The organism is Cryobacterium serini (assembly GCF_004404025.1).
In the GTDB taxonomy this organism is placed as follows: Bacteria; Actinomycetota; Actinomycetes; order Actinomycetales; family Microbacteriaceae; genus Cryobacterium; species Cryobacterium serini.
Genome location: NZ_SOHN01000013.1, coordinates 70,348 through 89,761 on the forward strand (window position 1 = coordinate 70,348; position 19,414 = coordinate 89,761).

General features: G+C 64.7%; 9 protein-coding genes, 1 tRNA gene and 2 pseudogenes. 5 read left to right on the forward strand and 7 right to left on the reverse strand.

The annotated features are described in order from the left end of the window. Positions 1–351: 351 nt before the first annotated feature. Positions 352–1,734, forward strand: a complete 1,383-nt coding sequence (locus E3T51_RS11210) for a short-chain fatty acid transporter (RefSeq protein ID WP_241989282.1) — start codon at positions 352–354, stop codon at positions 1,732–1,734. Positions 1,735–1,838: 104 nt separating this feature from the next. On the opposite strand, the gene E3T51_RS11215 is transcribed toward E3T51_RS11210, so the two are convergent. From E3T51_RS11215 to E3T51_RS11225, 3 genes are all read right to left on the reverse strand, one after another. Beyond that, a tRNA-Met gene (locus E3T51_RS11215) sits at positions 1,839–1,912 on the reverse strand. 207 nt (positions 1,913–2,119) lie between these two features. Next, entirely contained in the window at positions 2,120–5,041 is a 2,922-nt protein-coding gene (locus tag E3T51_RS11220; RefSeq protein ID WP_174844592.1) for a UPF0182 family membrane protein, read from the reverse strand. Positions 5,042–5,174: 133 nt separating this feature from the next. Continuing rightward, the gene (locus E3T51_RS11225) at positions 5,175–6,278 is read right to left on the reverse strand and encodes a YlbL family protein (protein ID WP_134529909.1); all 1,104 of its coding nucleotides are present in this window, start codon (positions 6,276–6,278) and stop codon (positions 5,175–5,177) included. Between the two features lie 209 nt (positions 6,279–6,487). Between E3T51_RS11225 and E3T51_RS11230 the strand changes: the two genes are divergently transcribed. The 3 genes and pseudogenes from E3T51_RS11230 to E3T51_RS11240 all read left to right on the forward strand — a co-directional run bounded on the left by E3T51_RS11230 (position 6,488) and on the right by E3T51_RS11240 (position 9,060). Beyond that, entirely contained in the window at positions 6,488–7,789 is a 1,302-nt protein-coding gene (locus E3T51_RS11230; RefSeq protein ID WP_134529936.1) for a zinc-dependent metalloprotease, read from the forward strand. Between the two features lie 65 nt (positions 7,790–7,854). Beyond that, a pseudogene (locus E3T51_RS11235) lies at positions 7,855–8,088 on the forward strand (zinc-dependent alcohol dehydrogenase); the annotation flags it as partial. A gap of 126 nt (positions 8,089–8,214) precedes the next feature. Further along, a complete protein-coding gene (locus E3T51_RS11240; RefSeq protein ID WP_134529910.1) occupies positions 8,215–9,060 on the forward strand; it encodes a hypothetical protein in 846 nt (281 codons plus the stop codon). Here the strand turns inward: E3T51_RS11240 and E3T51_RS11245 are convergent. Continuing rightward, positions 8,951–10,666, reverse strand: a complete 1,716-nt coding sequence (locus E3T51_RS11245) for an ATP-dependent helicase (protein ID WP_369852646.1) — start codon at positions 10,664–10,666, stop codon at positions 8,951–8,953. The genes E3T51_RS11240 and E3T51_RS11245 overlap by 110 nt on opposite strands. Then, complete coding sequence (nudC, locus tag E3T51_RS11250; RefSeq protein ID WP_134529911.1) at positions 10,663–11,646, reverse strand: NAD(+) diphosphatase; 984 nt, start codon at positions 11,644–11,646, stop codon at positions 10,663–10,665. The genes E3T51_RS11245 and nudC overlap by 4 nt, the downstream gene beginning before the upstream one ends. Positions 11,647–11,730: 84 nt before the next feature. Between nudC and E3T51_RS17170 the strand changes: the two are divergent. Continuing rightward, positions 11,731–12,429, forward strand: a pseudogene (locus tag E3T51_RS17170) (phosphotransferase); the annotation flags it as partial. 332 nt (positions 12,430–12,761) lie between these two features. Here E3T51_RS17170 and E3T51_RS11260 read toward each other — a convergent pair. Then, positions 12,762–16,157, reverse strand: coding sequence for an ATP-dependent DNA helicase (locus E3T51_RS11260; protein WP_134529913.1), 3,396 nt, complete (start codon positions 16,155–16,157; stop codon positions 12,762–12,764). Then, a complete protein-coding gene (locus E3T51_RS11265) occupies positions 16,154–19,330 on the reverse strand; it encodes an ATP-dependent helicase (RefSeq protein WP_134529914.1) in 3,177 nt (1,058 codons plus the stop codon). The genes E3T51_RS11260 and E3T51_RS11265 overlap by 4 nt, the downstream gene beginning before the upstream one ends. Positions 19,331–19,414: the final 84 nt, after the last annotated feature.

A 19,414-nucleotide genomic window follows, 5' to 3' on the forward strand; every position in this document is an offset into this window, starting at 1 on the left:
AGGTCCTGTCCGCTGCGCACGGTGATGAGTGGGTTTCTATACCGCAACGGGCTGTCTCCCCCGGTCCAACGTTGACCGCAGGCGTGTCCTCCGCTCCGTCCTCCGCTCCAGCCTCCGCTCCAGCCGGCTTGAGCAGGTCCTGACGCCTTCTGGCTTGACGGTACGCCGGGAAATCTGACCACATTGACATGCCTATCGCGCCGCACCTAGCCTGCAAATGGCTGTTCATCCCCATCGGGGTGCGGCCATCTCCCAATCGCGCCATCGCGCGTGCACACTCGCCTCAAAGAAGAGAGATCCACCGTGACGGCTACCGTCCCACAAATTCGCACAGAAAAAGGGCTGGCGCGTGTGGCCCAGTCTCTCGCAGGTTGGACTCAGAAATGGTTTCCGGATGCGTATATCTTCGCCCTCGTCGGTGTACTCCTCGTCGCCGTCGCCGCCCTGGCTAATGGTTCAAGCCCGCAGATCATCGTCGATTCTTTCGGCAACGGCTTTTGGGACCTGACGGCGTTCACCCTGCAAATGGCTATGGTCGTCTTGACCGGGTACGTCGTGGCGACGTCCCGACCGGTGGCTCGACTGATCGATACGCTTGCGGCTGTGCCCCAGTCCGCCGCGACGGCAGTGAGTTTTGTGGCGTTCCTGTCCATGTCCGTTTCTTTTGTCAATTGGGGCCTGAGCCTGGTCTTCGGCGGCTTGTTGGCGCGAGCCATTGCCCGCCGAACCGATCTTCGTGTGGACTACCGAGCGCTCGGGGCTGCTGCATTCATGGGCTTGGGAGCAGTCTGGGCGCTGGGCATGTCCTCATCCGCCGCACAACTACAGGCCACGGCAACGTCCCTGCCGCCAGCCCTTCTGCAGGTCACCGGCGTACTCGACTTCGGCACAACGATTTTCACCTGGCAGTCGCTCACCATGTGCGCGATCATCATTGCCTTGACAGTACTGATCGCACATTTCTCCGCTCCGCGTGGGGAAGCCATTCGAACAGCACAGGATCTTGGCGTGGACCTCAATGACGAGCCGGAGCCGGCAGCGCCACGCTCACGACCCGGCGAATGGCTCGAGTACAGCCGCATCCTTCCCATCCTGTTCGCGCTCCTGACGCTGGGTTGGCTTGTCTCACAGTTCTTGACGAGTCCGGTCTTATCGGTGGTCAGCAGCCTGAATGGGTATCTTCTGGTCTTCCTGATGCTCGGGCTCGTGCTCCACGGAACACCGCGCAAGTTTCTGCAAGCTGTGTCCAAGGCCGTTCCTGCCACTGCCGGAATCCTGGTTCAGTTTCCGCTTTACGCGGCCATGGCTGCAATTCTGACCCGGGCAGTCGGAAATGGGGGTATGACCGTCTCGGAGCATCTGGCCGAATTCTTTACCAGCGTCGGCGGTGGCGGCGGCTTCACAGTAATTGTCGCGCTGTACACGGTCATCCTGGGAATCTTCGTGCCTTCGGGCGGTGGTAAATGGTTGGTGGAAGCACCGTATGTCATGCAATCGGCCACAGATGTTCAGATGAACCTGGGCTGGACGGTGCAGGTTTACAACGTGGCCGAGGCATTGCCCAACCTCATCAACCCGTTCTTCATGCTGCCCCTGCTCGCCGTCCTCGGCCTCAGGGCACGAGATCTCGTGGGATTCACGTTCCTGCAGTTCATGTTCCACTTGCCGGTGGTATTGCTTCTGGTCTGGCTGCTCGGACGAACCTTCGAGTTCGTGGCACCGGTCATCCCCTAGTGCGCCGACAGGATGAGCGGGGAGAATTCCTGATGGGCTCCTCGCTGCCTGACTGAATTCGGGCACGAAAAAGCCCCCGGAACCAAGGGTTCCGGGGGCATCTGTTGCGGGGGCAGGATTTGAACCTACGACCTCTGGGTTATGAGCCCAGCGAGCTACCGAACTGCTCCACCCCGCGCTACAAGTACAAATTTAGCACACCCTGAAAGCGCGGTGGACCACTTTGGGTCGGTATCGCAAACTCGCACCCAAATTAGCGACAAAAAACGCTTCCTTATAGGCATCAAACACCACCGGGCCAAACAACCGCAAGCCCCCACCCGAGACGGGTGAGGGCTTGCAGGGGGTCGTACGGCACGCCGTGCGATAGTTCGTGCGGGTAAAGCTATTCGCCGAGCAGGGCGAGCATGCTCGCGATCGTCTCGGAGAGTTTGGCGTCCGCGGTGCCGTAGTCGGCGAAGTTGCCGGCGGCAAGCGCGGTTGCCTTGTCGGCGAGCGCCGTCTTGGCGACGGCGAGCAGCGACTTGAGTTGGGCATCCGTTGCTGCATCACCGGTTGATCCGGTCGGCACATCCGTGCCGCCGGTCGCTGGATCGGTCGGTGCAGCGCCATTGTTCGTCGTGGCGTCGTCTGGCACGGCGGTGTCACCGGCAGTCGCACCCGAGTCACCGCCGAACAAAACGTCGAGGGCACCGTCAAGGGTGTCCTCAAACGCGATCTGGTCACCGAAGGCCACGAGCACCTTCTGCAGCAGCGGATAGCTGGTCTCACCGGTGGACTTCACGTACACCGGCTGCACGTAGAGCAGACCGCCACCGACCGGGAGGGTCAGCAGGTTGCCGTTGAGCACGGTCGAGGAACCCTGCCGCAGCAGGTTGAGCTCAGTCGAAACCGTCGGGTCGGCATTGAAGACGTTCTGCACCTGACCGGGGCCGGGCACGGTACCGTCCTTGGGCAGGTTGAGCAGCCTCAGCTTGCCGTAACCGTCGGCACGCACACCGTCTTCCGCTCCAGCATCGGCATCCACGGCGAGGTAGCCATAGAGCACGTTTCGACTGGATTCACCGGTGGCTTCCGGCTGGAAAGTTGTATACAGCGAGAATGACGGCTTGTCCGATCCGGGCACCTGCATGGTGAGGTAGTAAGGCGGCTGCAGGGTGGGGTTTGTCGCCGGAGAATCCGGGTCGTTGGGTGAGATCCAGGCGTCGTCCTTGGAGTAGAACGAGCCAGGGTCGGTCACGTGATACTGGCCGAGAATGGCGCGCTGCACCTTGAACAGGTCGGCCGGGTAACGCACGTGGCTCATCAGGTCACCGCTCATCTCGCTCATGGGCTTGAGCGTCGAGGGGAAGATCTTCTGCCAGGTCTGCAGCAGCGGCTCTTTGTCGTCCCAGGCATAGAGGGTGACCTCACCGCTGTAGGCGTCGACGGTGGCTTTGACCGAGTTGCGCATGTAGTTGATGCTGTCGAGGGCGTACGGCTGCGGTGGTGTCTGCGTATCGGCGATGGCCTCGCTCAGGCTGACCGGCGTCGAGTAGGGGTAGTTCGCCGAGGTCGTGTAGCCGTCGATGATCCACTTGACCCGGCCATCAACGACCGAGGGGTAGGCGTCGGAGTCCAGCGTCAGGTACGGCGCCACTTTCTGCACGCGGGTGACCGGGTCACGATCGTAGAGAATCTCCGACTGGTCGTTGACCGATGAGGCCAGGAAGATCTGCTCGGACTGGAACTTCAGCGCATAGATCAGTTTCTTGAATGCATTGTCGAGTTTCGGTCCGCCGTCTCCGGAGAACGTCGTGTACGTCTGACCCGCGCCCTCTGCGCCCGACGGATAGTCCAGTTCGATCGGGTTGGCACCCTCTTCGGCTCCGACGATCGAGTACTCGGGTGACGTCTCGCCGAAATAGATGCGCGGTTCGAAGTCACCGAGCGCGCCGCTTGTTGGGATGCCCGATTCGAGGAACACCGGCTGCCCATCGACCGAGCGCTGGTTGCCGTAGGCGGCAACTACTCCGTAGCCGTGGGTGTAGACGGTCTTCGAGTTGACCCAGGTGTTACCGGTGTTCAAACCATCGATGTTGAGGTCGCGCACTGCAACAACGGTGTCCTGAGACACTCCGTCGATCATGTAGCGGTCGACGTTCAGGTTGTCGGGGAACTGGTAGTACTGGCGGAACTGCTCGAGCTGACGGAACGAGTCACTGACCAGGGCGGGGTCGAGAATACGAATGTTCGCGGTCGTCGCGGCATCAGCACGCAGGGCTCCCGGCTCAGCGGTGGTCTTCGCGTTGTACGGAATCTCCTCAATGTCGGCCACATCATAGGCATCCCGGGTGAGATCGATATTGCGCTCGATGTATTCGGCTTCGAGCGCCTTCGCGTTCGGCTCCACCTGGAAACGCTCGACGACCCAGGGGTAGAGCGAGCCGATCAGCAGGCTCGACACGATGAGCAGCGCGGTGCCGATGACCGGCAGGCGCCAGCGGCCGATGATGGCCGTGAGAATGAAGAGTAGGGCGACGACGGCGGCGATACCGGCAAGAATGGCTCGGCCGGGGATGGTGGCGTTCACGTCGGTGTAGCCAGCGCCGGTGATGAGCGAACCCTGGTTGGTCAGGGTGGAGTACTGGTCGAACCAGATGCTCACGGCCTGCAACAGCAGATACACGCCCGCCGTGACGGCGATCTGCACGCGGGCGGCCTTGGAGATGAGCACCTCACGCCCGGATACCCGGATGGACCCGTACAGGTAGCTGGTCGCGACCGTGACGAGGGCGGAAATGAGTACGACAGCGGATGCGAAGGCGAGCACGGCCTGGTAAAACGGCAGATCCATCAGGTAGAAGGAAATGTCAAAGCCGAACTGCGGGTCAACGCGCCCAGTCTCGGTGCGGTTGAGCCACATGAGCACGGTCTGCCAGCGGGTGGCGGCAGCCACACCGGCGAATAGGCCCAGAAGGGCGGGGATTCCGTACATCGCGAGGCGACGCAGTGGCTCGATGACCTGCTGGTAGCGATCGAGCTGCGAGTTGAGCTTCGCGTACACCGGGCGCAGGCGATAAGCCAGCTGGATGCTCACCCAGACCGGCACGGCCATGGCCACAAACCCGATCAGGAACAGCACTGAACCGGCGATCCACTGGGTGGTCAGCACATTGAGGAACCCGAGTTGGTCGAACCACAAGACATCGGTATACAGTCCGGCAAAGATAAAGAACAGGATCACCAACCCCGCGATAATTGCTGCGGTAATTGCTAGCGGGGCTCGGCTGCGCCGGGGGGCGTTGTCGGCTGCTGATGAACTCACGTATTGGCCTCTTGCGCTCAGTCATTAGGAACAGGGTGATCATAAACCGCGTGATCAGGGTCGACCCCTATCCTACTTATGCACCCCTGAGAGAGTCATCATTACCGGGCTGCCGTAAGTTTTTCCTTCGCCGCTAGCGCGTTGGACAGGTCGGGACCTCGCTCGTGTCGCCGGTCTTGATCGCGTCGAGGGCGGCGAGTGCCTCATCGAGGGTGGCAACGGAGAACACGGTCAGGCCGTCGGGGATATTGCCGGTCACTTCGTCGCAGTTCTCGGCAGGAGCCAGAAACCAGCTCGCTTCATTCTCGACGGCACCGTATAGCTTCTGCTGAATACCGCCGATCGGGCCGACCGTGCCGGACTGATCGATCGTGCCGGTACCGGCCACATTTTCGCCGCCTTGAAGCTCCCCAGGGGTGAGCTTGTCGATGATTCCAAGCGCGAACATCATGCCGGCGCTCGGTCCGCCGACCTTGTCGAGTTGAATCTGCACCTCGAACGGAAAGTCGTAAGCGACTGAGACGTTGACCCCGGCCACGACCGTGCCGGCGCTGTCAATCGGGGTGACCTCCACGGTCTGGGCTACGCCGCCTCGCACAATATCGAGACTGGCCGCCGTCTCAGCGCCGTTGATCTGCAACGCGGCACGCAGTTGCGCAACGTTGACAACCGGCGTCCCGTTCACTGCGGAGATCTGATCTTCGGGTTCGATCACATCCTCGGCCGGAGAGCCATCGGGCAGGCTCACCACCGAGACCGTCGTTGGGTAGTCGTAGCCGAGATGAGTCAGGGCCGCGGCGATGGCATCCTGTTGGGAATTGATCATGTCGGCGCTGGAGCGCGCATCCCGCTGTTCGGTGCTGACATCGGCGGGAAAGACCTGATCGATGGGGAGAACGGCCTCACTCGGGTCGAGCCATGCTCCGGCAACACTGAGCCAGCTCGGGCGGTTCTCCCGGTTACCGAGCAGGGACACCGTGAGCAGGTCCAGCGTGCCCTTGGTCGGGTAGACCTTTTCACCCGGGATGGTGATGAGAGCCGTCTCGACGTCGTTTTCATCGGTGGCGGAACCGAGGGTGTTGTAGACCGGTCCGGGTTTCTCGATGACGTAGGGGGCCGGCATGATGCCGAGAATCACCCCGGCGACGAGAGCGATCAACAACGCCGTCCAGCCGATCGAGGGGCGGCGACGCCGTGCACCCTGGGGTGCCGGTGAGTCATTGGTGAAGAGAGCCACCGTGCTCCTTTGTGTTGGTTCGTGCCAGGTTCCGGGCCGTGTTCGCGACGGGCGCACAGCAAGCCCTTCAGCCTAGGATATTTCCCAGCCCTGAGCGGGCTACTCGCACTAGCGTAGAAGCATGCAACTGAGAGGGGCCTGAAGTGGCCGACGACTCCCTACCCCCGAACGATCAGAACCCGGGCGAGCCTAGTGACGAGTTCCGTGACATGCTGCGCGACATTCTGAGCGGCAAGAGCGGCATCGACCCAAGCCAGCTCGCCAACGCGGCCGGCCTGCCCAGCGACCCGGCCAGCGTGGCCGCACTCATGCAACAGCTTCAAGGTGCTATGAACTCCCAGGGCACCGGCGTGGATTGGCAGATTGCGCTCACTCAGGGTCAGCAGCGAGCGGCTAACGGCCAGCTCACGGCTACCGACGAGCAGCAGACCCAACTGCGCCAGGCTTTTCACATCGCGGCCCTCTGGCTCGATGACGTCATCTCCGTGGCTGAACTAACCGTTGAACCCCGGCTGATGACCCGCCGCGAATGGGTCACCGCGACCATGCCGCTCTGGACGCAGCTGGCCGAGCCCGTCGCCACGAGCATCTCCGACTCGCTCACCCGGGTGTTCGCCGAACAGGTGCCAGAAGAGATGCAGGGCATGGTGGCCAACGCGAGCCAGCTCGTGCGCAGCATCGGCGGCACCCTGTTCGCGATGCAGCTCGGTCAGGTCGTCGGGCAGCTGGCCAGCGAGGTCGTCAGCGGCGGCGACGTCGGGATTCCACTGCTCGGCGAACAGCAGGCTGCTCTGCTCCCCCAGAACGTCGCCGACTTCGGCGCCGGCCTCGACGTTGCCGCCGACCAGGTGCAGATCTATCTGGCCGTGCGTGAGATTGCCCACGCCCGACTGTTTCGTCACGCCCGCTGGCTGCGCCTGCACCTGACCAGCGCGGTCACAGCGTATGCGCGCGGAATCAGCATCGACTCCAGCCGGCTCGAAGAACTCGCTGGGAGCTTCGACCCCTCCAACCCGGAAGACCTGCGTCAGGCCATGGTGGATGGTTCGCTCATCCAACAGAAGTCCGAGTCGCAACTCGAGGCCCTGTCCCGCCTCGAAACGATGCTCGCCCTGGTCGAAGGCTGGGTCGACGTCGTCACCGCGCGCGCCACGATCAGGCTGCCCAAAGCCGATGCCATCGCCGAGACGGTCAAACGCCGCCGGGCTTCCGGCGGTCCGGCCGAATCCGCTTTCGCGACTCTCGTCGGTCTCGAGCTGCGCCCGCGCCGGCTGCGGGAGGCCGCAGCGATGTGGCAGGCCGTGACGGATGCCGTCGGCAGCGAAGCGCGCGACGCCCTCTGGTCGCACCCCGACCTGCTGCCCACCGAGAAGGACATCGATGATCCTCAAAAGTTGATCGCCCGCCTCACGAGCGCGGCGCGAGGCGAGCCGGAGGTGCTTGACGACGTCGACCAGGCCCTTGCGGATCTGCTGCGCGATGACGGCGCCGAGCGCCCGCACGAGGAGTAGCGGCGCGCAACGTTGCCACAACCTTTGCTGACCTATCGTCGTTCAACGGACGAAATGTCCCAACCGAAGGCCTGCCGGCGGGAGACTTTTCCGCGCCGATCTTCGACATCGTGCTGAAGGGTCTGACCATCCGCGGTTTTATCGCGGATACCCGTCAGGACATGGAAGAAGCCTTGCAGTTCTGCGCCCGCGGCCAGATTCATCCCACGGTCTCCGAACGTCGCCTCGACGACGTCAATGAGGTACTCGACGAGATGAAGCACGGCAAGATCGACGGCCGCGTGGTTATCCGCCACTGATAATCAGGTGCGGGCGGCGTTAGTGTCGAATCCCAATATCCGCGCGTAACCGCCCGCACCCTCGCCCCCGATAACGTGCCTGTGGAGAACTTATCCAGCCGGGGTGATGTGCGTCATCATGTCGGCATGGCTCTTCGACTGAATCCTCGGTACCCCCTGGTGTGGCGCACACCGGATTGTGTACAACTCGGCATCGACCACGCCGTTGTCACGATCGGCGGGCTCACGCTCGCTCACGAGGCAGTGCTGTCAGCCCTCGCCGCGGGGGTGCATCGATCAGGTGCGATGCTGCTGGGAACGCTGGCCGGAGCATCCGCTGCCGAGGTAACGCGCCTGCTCGAACTGCTTGAGCCGGCGCTGCTGTACGTATCAGACGATGCGCAACCCCCGGTCACGCCGCTGCCCCGCACCGTGCTCGTCGATGGCATTGGAACGACCGCTTTTCGCGTGCGCACCCTGCTGGCCAACCTCGGAATCGAGGAGCCGCTACCCGGCAATGAACCAGAACTGGCAGTGTTGGTCGGACAGTACGTCTTCTCACCGGAGCGCCACGGGCGCTGGCTACGCCGCGACATTCCCCATCTGCCGGTGGTGTTCAGCGACAGCTCCGCGCGGGTGGGCCCCCTGGTCGAACCGGGCCTCGGGCCCTGCCTGACCTGTCTCGAACTCGCGCACGTCGACGACGATTCGGCCTGGCCGGCCATGGCCTGCCAGCTCGCCCAACGGCAGGCTCCAAGCGAAACACCCCGGTTGAGCTTTGAGGTCGCCGCCCGGGTAGCCGGGCTCGTGCAGGATCGCCTGGAAACGGGGCGGTCAGCCGTGTTCGCCCGGTCTTTGCGCATTGACGCCGTCTCCGGCAGGGTTACGCGGAGCGAGCACCGGCTCCACGAGCGGTGCGGCTGCCAAGCTCTTGCAGAAATCGAGACCGTTCCCGAGGCGCACGAGCCTGCACTCCGGAGGACGACCAGCTGAGCGCTAGCCGCCTGCGGGCCCGCGTGATACCGACGTAGAGCAGTCGGCGCTCCTCGTCTATCTGGTCGAAAGTGCTCGCATAGCTGATCGGCACCAGACCTTCGCTCAGGCCGACCACGAACACGACATCCCACTCGAGGCCCTTGGCCGAGTGCATGGTGGCCAGTGTCACCGCCGAGACGGTCGGTTCATGCTGGCCGGCCTGACGCTCCATCAGCTCGTCGGTAAACTGACGAAAGGTCGTTCCGGCGGCGGCCTGGTCGACCAGGCCCATCAGAGCATTGAGCGATTCCCACCGAGCCTGAACTGCGCCGCGCGTCTCGGGAGCGGTCTGGCTCCAGCCGAGGGACCGCAGCACGTCGCTGACCGATTTGAACAGCGGTTCCCCGATGATGGAAACGGATGCCGCGCGCAGGCTCATCACCGCCTGCTTCACCTCGGGCAGGTCGAAGAACCGTTTGGCGCCGCGAATCTGGTAGCTCACTCCCACCTCGGTCAGCGCTGTTTCCAGCAGTGCCGCCTGCACGTTGACCCGAAACAGTACGGCGATGTCTTCGGGCTTGGTACCGGTGCCGATGAGCTGCACAATCTGCTCCGCAACACCGCGCGCCTCGGCCATATCGGAGGCATACCCGCGCACCGACGGATCAGGACCGGTGTCGGATTGTGCAGCGTGCAGGGTCAGCGCGCCGGAACGGCCGCGCATGAGCTGGTTCGCAGTAGCAACGATGGGCGCGGTCGACCGGTAGTTCTGCTCGAGCCGCACCACTGTGGCATCCTCGTAGTGTTTGGGAAAGTCGAGCAGGTAGTCGCTGCGGGCACCGGCGAAGGAGTAAATGGTCTGGCTGGCGTCGCCGACGACGCAGAGATCGCGGCGGTCGCCGAGCCAGAGCGCCAGCAGGTCGTGCTGCAGCGGGGAGACGTCCTGATATTCGTCAACGACGAAGAACCGGTACTGCTCACGCACCTGCAGGGCGACGGACGGTTCGGCCTCGATCATGCCGGCCATGGCGAGCAGCACGTCTTCAAAGTCGATCTGCTTGCGATCGTCTTTGAGCTTCTCGTAGGTCTGTTGCAGGGCGACGACCTGGTCGACGTCGAGCCGTCCGGGCAGGCTGCGGCGGGCGATGCCGGCCGCATACTGCTCGATGCTCAGACCGCTGGTCTTGCGCCACTCCACCTCAGCGGCAAGGTCTCGCAGGGTGGCCGTGTCGATTTTAAGGTGCAGGGCCTCGGCGGCGTGCCCGAGAATGCGGCCCTTACCGTCGAGGATGCGCGGTGCCTGCCCGCCGACGACGTGCGGCCAGAAATAGTTCAGTTGAGACAACGCGGCGGCGTGAAAGGTGCGGGCGGCTACCCCACCGGCACCGAGCTGCCGCAGGCGGCCACGGAGTTCGGCCGCCGACCGGCTCGTGAAGGTGAGCGCCATGACCCGGTTCGGAGCATAGGCACCGGTAAGCACACCGAGGGCGATGCGGTGCGTGATGGCGCGGGTTTTGCCGGTTCCGGCGCCGGCGAGCATGCAGACCGGGCCGATCAGCGCTTCGGCGGCAATGCGCTGTTGTTCATCGAGGCCGTTCAGCAGCGAGTGGGCGGTCACCGTCACGGGCGGATCAGTTCCGTCGCGGCCGGCAACGCAGCTCCGAGCCAGCGTTCGATCATGGCGTGCGCGATTGAAGACGGGCCGGGCAGCAGCATCCACGCGCCCGCATCGAGCAGCTCTTGCCGGCTGAACCAGCGCAGCGCCAAAATCTCGGCGCCGTCGGGCCGCAGATCACTTGCCTGCTGGTCGTCGGCGAGTCGAGCGGTAAACCCGCACATGATGGAGGCCGGGAACGGCCACGGCTGCGAGCCGACGTAGGCCGGATCGGTGACCCGCAGGCCGGATTCTTCGAACATTTCGCGGATCACGGCCGATTCCAGGGCTTCGCCGGGTTCGACGAATCCGGCGAGCAGCGAGTAGCGGTTGTTCTCCCACATTGCGTTGGAGCCGAGCAGAATGCGATCGTCGGCATCGGTGATGAGCACGATGACGGCGGGATCGGTGCGAGGAAAGACCTGGCTGTTGTCCACCGGGCAGCGACGCACCCAACCGCCCTCCTCGACCACGGTCGCAGCGCCACAGCGCGGGCAGTGCGCGTGCGAGGCGTGCCAGTTGAGCACACCGAGGGCCTCGGTGAACAAACCGGTGTCACGGTCACCCAGCACGGTCGCGACCGTTCGAAGATTCACCCACCGGCTCTCGTCGGGCTCCAGCCGGGCCGCAGCGTCGTCATCGAGCTGCGCAGCGACAATGCGGGTACCGGTCGGCTCGGGCAGGTCGGTTGGCAGGGACCGGCCGAGGTAGACGCGCAAGCCGGGGTTCTGGCGACTCACCGCCACGCGCGCCGGAGGCAGCAGGGCCAGGTGCACGGCGCTGGTCGAGTCGTTTGGCGCGAGCAGTATCTTGCCGTGCCAGACCGGCAGAACGCGAGTCGCGGAATCCGCCCAGAGCTGATCGAACAGCCCGGGAATGCTGCGGCTCAGGTGGTCTCGGTCGACCGCGTGGCGAGACAGCGGTAACCGCGTCGTGAAAGTGAACGACATGGTAATCTCCGAGCTGTGCGAGAACGTGGGTGTGGAGGCGTGGCGAACAACCACGCAACCGGAAGTCGATCTAACCTAGTAGGCATGGCCAGAACTCAACTCACTCTAGCCGCGTTAGCCACCTCCGCAGTTCCGGGGCTCGACGTGGCCTACACCCGTAAGCACAGTGCCGGCGCGCACGGACTGTTCGACTCGGCGCTCGTCATTGACACAGACGGGCGGGCGCTGATCATTCGCGTTCCCACCAGCCAGTCGGCCGAAACCGAACAGTCCGCCGACCTCGTGGCGCTGCGCGCGCTCACCACCGGCAATCGCAGTCGACTGCCGTTCGACGTGCCCGAATACGTCGGCCAGACGCCCATTCAGGGAACCCGTGCTGTCGTCTATGAGCTGCTGGCGGGCGACAGTTTCGATGCGGATGCCCTCACCGGACACGAGGGCGTCTCGGGGTCGATCGGTCGCGCCATCGCCGCGATCCACTCACTGCCGAGCGCGTTCATCGGCACGGCCGGGCTTTCCCAGCAGAGCGCCGAACAGTGCCGCAAAGACGCCATCGACCTGATCGACCGGGCCGCCAACACCGGATACCTGCCCGCAGCACTGCTGCGCCGCTGGGAACAGGCCACCGACGACGATGCCCTCTGGCAGTTCGCGCCCGCGGTGGTACACGGATCGATGTCGGCCGATTCTATTTTGATCACCGACGACGCCGTATCGGGTATTCTCGGCTGGTCCGGCCTGGCCGTCGGCGACCCCGCCCGCGACCTCCACTGGTTGCTCGCCGCGCGCGGAGATGCCGCTGAACTAGCCATCACCGCGTATTCGACCACTCGTCAGGGCAGCGACACCCACATCACCCAGCGTGCCATGCTCTACGCCGAGCTCGAGCTGGCCCGCTGGTTGCTGCACGGTGTGAGCAGCCATGACCAGTCCATCGTCGATGACGCCGTTGCCATGCTCGACGGCCTCGTCGACACCGTGCACAGCCACACCCAACAGCCGCTCTCCCCCGAAACCGGCCCGATCATGACCGTCGGTGACGTGGAGAACATGCTCGACCATATGCCGCGCGCCGCCCGCGACTACGACCAGCACGCGGCGATGCACACCGACAGCTACAACTTCTCGGGGCTCAGCATGGACTCGGACGCCGACTCTGATTCCTTTGACCAGTCCGATGACGGCTCCGAGCCCAACGACTCGCGCACCGGGATCATCGCCCCCGACCAGGCGGCAAGCAGGTCTGCCTCCGAATAGAGGCGCTCGGGGGCGATGACGGTGTCGTCGGCGACGAAATAAAACACGGCGTCGACAATGCTCGGATCGACTCCCTTCCACCGGGCGTAGGCCAACCGGTAGAGCGCGAGTTGCGTTTGCTTCAATTCGAGGTCAGCAGCGTTCTTGGGCGCCCGCCCGGTTTTCCAGTCGACAACCTGGTACCCCGTTTCAGTGCGATAGACCGCGTCGAGCTTGCAGACGAAGACCTGGCCGCCAAGCACGTGGTGAATTTCGATCTCGACGTCGACCGGCGCTCGATCGGCCCACTCGGACCGTTCAAAAGTGGCCTGCAAAACCGCAAACTGTTCCTGCTCGGGCACGGCGAGGTCATTCAGCGCCCCGGTACCGCCGTCATCGCCCGCACCGTCATCGCCGAAGTCCAGTTCGTTCAGCGCGGCATCGACGCGGTCGGTGCCGGTCGCACCGCCAGCACGCCGCTCCACCCAGGAGTGAAACAGGGTACCGAGCCGTGTGGCCCGGTAGGGGCGCTGCGGCATGGGGCGCCGTAGTTCGGCGGCGACTGCGGCCGGGTCATCGACGTAATCTTTGAACCGGGATGCGGGGATGCGGGTGGGAACGGGGGTAACAGCGCCGCCGGCCAACCGCAGGGCACGTTCTTCCAATAGCAGGGTGACCGCGTGGGACCAGCGGGTGGGAGCATCCGCCTCGCTGCCCAAGACGCGGGTCGCGGCGGCTTCGACGAGGGCGCGGCGGGAGCCAAGCGGGTCAAACGGCCACAGTTCCGTGCCGCTGGAGGCGGAAGCAGGTTTGTCGGCCTCGGCACTCGTGTCGGGGATAGCCGGAATGAGCCCCGCTTCGGCAAGTTCCACGAGGTAGCGGCTGGGCTTTCGAACCGTCAGTCCTGGCCCCCAAAAGGAGCCGGTCAGCAAGAGTTCTTGCCTGGCACGGGTGATGGCGACGTAGATGAGCCGGCGTTCTTCGTCGTCGTGTCGCGTCGCCAAGTGAGCCTTGTAGGTCTGGAAGGCCAGATCATAATCGAGCTGGGTGTCGTGGCCGGCGACTTCAAGCTCGGGCAGCTCGGAGCGATCACCCCGAAAACCGTAGGGCAGCTCGCCAAAGCGCAGCCACCCGCTGGAATCGTGAGCTAGGGCGGGCAGGCTTTTTTCCGTGAGGTTCGGAATGGCGACAAAATCCCATTCGAGGCCCTTGGCGCCATGAATCGTCAGCAACTGCACGGTGCCCTGTTCCGACATTTCAGCGCGCGGGCCGAGGTCGTCTTGCAGCTCCGCCCGCTTCAGCCAGCGCAGAAAACTGGCCAGGGTGCCTTGTTCGTCGCTGTCGAGGAATGCGGCCACCGTATCGTGGAAGGAATACAGGTTGGCGAGCCCGAGGTCGTTGTCTTCGTTCGCGGTCAGTTCGATGTCGAGTCGAAATTCCTGTTCGATCAGCCGCACGAAGTCCAGCAGCGGCAGGCTGGCGCGCGAACGTAACCACGCCAGTTGCCGGCCAGCCGACTGCACACGCGCGCGCCCCAGCTCGCTGAACTCGGCGAATTGGCTATGAGAGTCCGGCGCTGTGCCCAGAAAGTCCAGCGCGTCAACCAGAGAGCTGCCCTCATCACCGGCGACGGATGCCCGCAGCTTGCCCCGCAGGTCGGCCGAAATGGCCTTCTGGGCCCAGTCGTGCCGGGCCAACCAGCGTGCCACGTTGGCGAGTGCCTGCAGGTCGCGTGCACCGACACGGTAACGAGCGCCGCTGAGGAGGCGCACGAGTTCGCTGCCGGCACCGGGATCGTGCACCACCCGCAGAACGCTCACGACGTCGGCGACTTCCGGTGTGGAAAGCAATCCGCCGAGGCCGAGCACGTGGGCGCGCACTCCATGGGCGCGCAGCACCTCGGCGAAGTAGTCCATCTCTCTGCGGGCCCGAAAGAGCATGGCCCCGGTGTGATCACCGACGAGCCGGGCGGCGAACCAGTCGGCCACCGCGTCGGCCTCAGCGGCAATGGTTTCAGCCATGAGCGCGTCAACGGTACCGGCCCTGGTTCCGGCCGGCACCTTGAGCGTTTCAACCTGGATTCCGCCGGGTTGGGCGCGCAGTGTCTGACTCAGCGGATCGACGACGGCATTCGCGGCGTCGAGCACGAGGGCGGGGTTCCGCCAGGTGAAGGACAGCGACATGGTCGGCGCTGCGGCCTTGCGACTGGATTCGCTGGTGTTGAAGTCTCGCCCGAAGCCGAGCAAATTCGCCGAGCTCGCCCCGCGCCATCCGTAGATCGACTGGTGCGGGTCACCGACGGCCATCACCGGGTGGTTTTGAAAGAGCGTGTGCAACAGTTCGGTCTGCAGCACGGAGGTGTCCTGGTATTCGTCGAGCAGCACGACACGGTACTGGTCGCGATAACGGTCAACGACCGCATCAACTTTCTGGCAGACCTGAAGCGCGAGGGCCACTTGGTCGGAGAATTCGATGAGGCCGAGGCGGCGCTTCTCGCTGCTGTACTGCGCAGCGAGTTCGGCGAGCACGGGCAATGGCGCGACTGCGGCCAGGGCATCTACCACCGAGTCGTACGGTTTTTTCTTGCGCGGGTTGCCGTAGGGCAAATCGCTCAGATAAGCGAAGCTTTCGGCCAGGCCGGCGAGATCGTGCGGGGTTCCCGGTGCGCCGTCGCGCCAGGCCGGCGGATTCTCAGCGACGGCACGACTGAGCTGCAACACGGCGTCGGTGACCTGGTCGACGCTCTTTCCGTAAGGTACCAGGCGGCCGTCGCCGTGCTCGATGACCACGCGCCGAGCAAGCAGCCAGGCGCTCGTTTCACTGAGCAGCACAGATTCCGGCTCGCGGCCGAGCAGCAGGGCATTGTCGGTGAAGAGCCGGCTGGCAAAAGAGTTGTAAGTGGAGACGCTCGGCGTGTTGAACAGGTCGGACGACTCAGCCGTCAGGCCGTCGTCCGGGCCGGCGATGATCGGCATCAGTCCAGCGGCATCGAGGTCGGTGATGCGCTTATTGATGCGATCGCTCAGCTCGCCGGCGGCCTTGCGGGTGAAGGTGAGTCCGAGAATCTGATCGGGGCGGGCGTGGCCGTTGGCGAGTAGCCAGAGCACCCGGTTGGCCATCGTCTCGGTCTTGCCGCTTCCGGCGCCGGCGACCACCAGGGTCGGCGTAAGCGGCGCCTCGATGACCTCCTGCTGCTCAGCGGTGGGCGGAGGAAGCCTGAGTTCTGCGGCAATGTCGAGGGCGGAGACCGTGGTGGCCGTTGTCGTGGGACTCATGAGCTGACCTGCTTAATGACGTGGATGCGGCAGGACCCGTGGCTTCGCGGGTCGAGGCAGTGCTCGGTGATTTCGGCGATGAAGGTGCTGCTGCCCATGCCTGCCGCGTCGTCGCGTACGCGGGTGCGAAAAGCGTCGAGCTGCTCCGGAGTGAACGCTGGCTGGGTGGGATTACGGTAGTTCTGTTTCACCGTGCCGGAGGAGACGATGACCAGGCGGGCACCGGCCAGCGCCATGTCACCGGAGACGCCCTCGATGACGCCCTCCTGAAACGCCAGTTGGTAGGCGCCAAGTTGTGGATGCTCCGCGACTCCGACATCGCTTGTCGCGTCGCCCTTGCCGGTTTTCAGGTCGACGATCACGGCCCGCCCGTCGGCTTGGCGTTCCACTCGGTCGATGGTGCCCGACAGCACGGCACCGCTCACTTCGAGTTGGAAGGTTCCCTCGGCGCTCAGCAACTCACCACCCCCGTTCTCGAAATCGAGCAGGTACGAGGCGAGCCGGTCGGTGAGCGCTCTGGCGGCGACCTTCTGCACGCGTGACTGCCAGTCGGCGTCGAAGTCGAGTTCGTTCCAACGGGACTCCACACCCTGCCAGAGCGCCTCTGGCCGACGATCGACGCAGTCTTCCATGACCTTGTGAATGATCGTGCCGAGGTTGGCGGCGGTATTCGAGCTGCCCCCGCCAACCTGTCCGATCAGCCAGTGCAGCGGACAGGTCTCGAAGGCGGCCATTCGCGACGGCGAGACACGCACCGGATCATCACCGGCCGCAGAGTCATTGAGCGGGCGCACGGTGCTCGGGTCGGTCAGGCCGTACCACTGATCCGGTGCGGCGCCGGGCACATTTTCGCTGGCCAGGCGGGCCAGGGTGGCCGCGGCATCCGCTGCCCGGGCGGCCGTCTCGGAATCGATGCGGGCCGGCGAGCGGATGGCCCGGGTCAGGTCACGGCGCATCCGCCCGGCCAGGCCGCGCAGCGACAGAGGGTACCGGGCAAAATCGTCAACGCCCCGCTCCGGCTCGGGGTCTGGCAGCAGACGAAGGAACACCGACGGCTCATTCTCTTCGTTGCTCACTGCGGTGACCAGCAGTTCAGTCGTGGCACGACTGACGGCCTGGGCGAACATGCGTAGTTCATCGTGGAGTACCGCGGTGCGAGCGTCGGTGCCGGTAGCGTCATGCCCGGTGCCATCCTGGCCCGTGGCAACCAGGGCCAGGTCGCCAGCACCGAGCAGGGAACCACGGATGCGCAGGTCAGGCCAGACATTGGCCTGCACGCCGGCCACCACCACAATGTCGAAATCGCGCCCGATGGTGCCGCTTGGGGTCGACACGGTGACGGCCGCGCCCAGGGCACGCGGCGCGAGGGTATCTTCGGGCACATCGGTGTCGACGAGATGTTCCAGGAACAGCACCGGCGGGGCTGACGGGGTGCGCTCGACGTAGCGCTGCGCCGCCGAGAACAGGGCCACGACGGCGTCAAGGTTGTGGTTGGCTTCGTCGGCGACGATTCCGGTTCCGGTGGACTGCTCTTTCCACTCGCGATCGAGGCCGCTGCGCTGCCAGAGCCCCCAGAGCAGTTCCTCGATGGTGGCACCGGCTTCGTATTCGATTTTCGCCTGGCGCAGACTCGCTCCGCAGCCTGCTGCGCGGCGAGCGGTGCGGTTGTCGATGGTGGCGAGCAGGTCGGGGTTCTGCAGCGCGACAACGAGCAACTCGTCGGCGCTTTGCGGTGTGGGGGTGTCAGTGCCCAGCTCGTGCTGGCGCAACGCGGCACGTAGCCGGCGCAGGGTGATCGGGTCGAGCCCACCGAGCGGGCCGCGCAGCAACTGGATCGCTGCCTCGGGGTCGAGCGGTTTGCGACCCAGAGTCACCTCGAGTGCCAAGATGAAGGCCCTCACCGCGTATTCGTCACGCAGGGCTGTGCTCGCGGTAGAGATCTGAGTCGGCACTTCGAGTGCGGCGAGCCCCTTGGAAATCGACGGCACGAGCGCTCCGGTGCGCACGATCACGGCCATGCGCGACCAGGGGATCCCGGCAATTACGTGGCGTTCGCGCAGCAGCCGGGCGATGACTGCGAGCTGATCGGCCGGACTGGTCGCAACCACGGTTTGCACGGAACGGTCACTCGCTTCTGCCGAATCGCGACCGGCCGCCGCACGCTGGGTTCCAGCCGCGGCGGCACCGATCCGTGCGGTGATCTCCGCCACGACTCGACGGATGTCCACGCCGTGCCGATACACCGTTTGCAGCACAATCGGCGCGGCTACCCGGCCGTCGGGTACGGCCCGGCCCTCGCTGAGATACGAGCCAAGGCGACCCAGGGCATCCGGATGCGCACCGTGAAACGAACCGGTGCTAATGTCCGGGTCACCGACGGCGATGACGGCCACCCCCCGCGTCTGAAACTGGGCCAGCAGCGTGATCGTGGCCTGCGTGACTTCCTGGGCATCGTCGAGAACAATCAGGCGCAGGTCGGCGAGGGAGCCAAGTGTTGCAACGCCGGCCGGTCCGGCCGGGGCGCCCGCCACGATAGCGGCAGCATAGCGAGCCAGTTCGGTCGAGTCGTATTGGCCCGGGCGGGCCTGGTCTTTGGCGTCTTCGTATCCGCGAATGAACTCGGCCGCAGCAACCCACTGCGGACGACCGAGGGCGAAACGCTCGAGCTGGCCCGGCGACACACCGTATTCGACGGCGCGCATCATGAGATCGCGAAGTTCGGTGCGAAAGCCACGCAGGCGGCGTACATCGGGACCGAGGGTCGCCGGCCAGGCCGGGCCGGTCTCATCATCAACGTGGCCCTGCAACAGCTCGGCAATGATCTGGTCTTGTTCCCCACCGGTGAGCAGCGTGGGAGTCGGACCGCCGGCCTGCGCGACCGCCGAGCGCACAATCTGAAATGCCACCGAGTTGGTGCTGCGAGCCAGCGGGCCGTTTGTCGGCACGCCAAGGCGCAGCGCAAGCCGGTCGCGCAGCTCCGTTGCACCGGCACGGGTCGGTACCAATACCAATACCTCGCTCGGCGAATACCCCCGGTTGAGCACCCTGTCTGCAACGAGTTCGACGAGCGTGGTCGTCTTGCCCGAGCCGGGCGCGCCGATCACCGCGGCACTGACCCCGTCGGGAAGGTTTAGAACGGCGGCCTGGGCGGAATCAAGGGTGTGGTCTGTCACATTTCAACGGTAACGGGTTGCGCCGACAGTGAACTCTGTCAGGGCGGTGGCGCGTTCTGTCGTACTCTGGGCGCAAGGCTACGA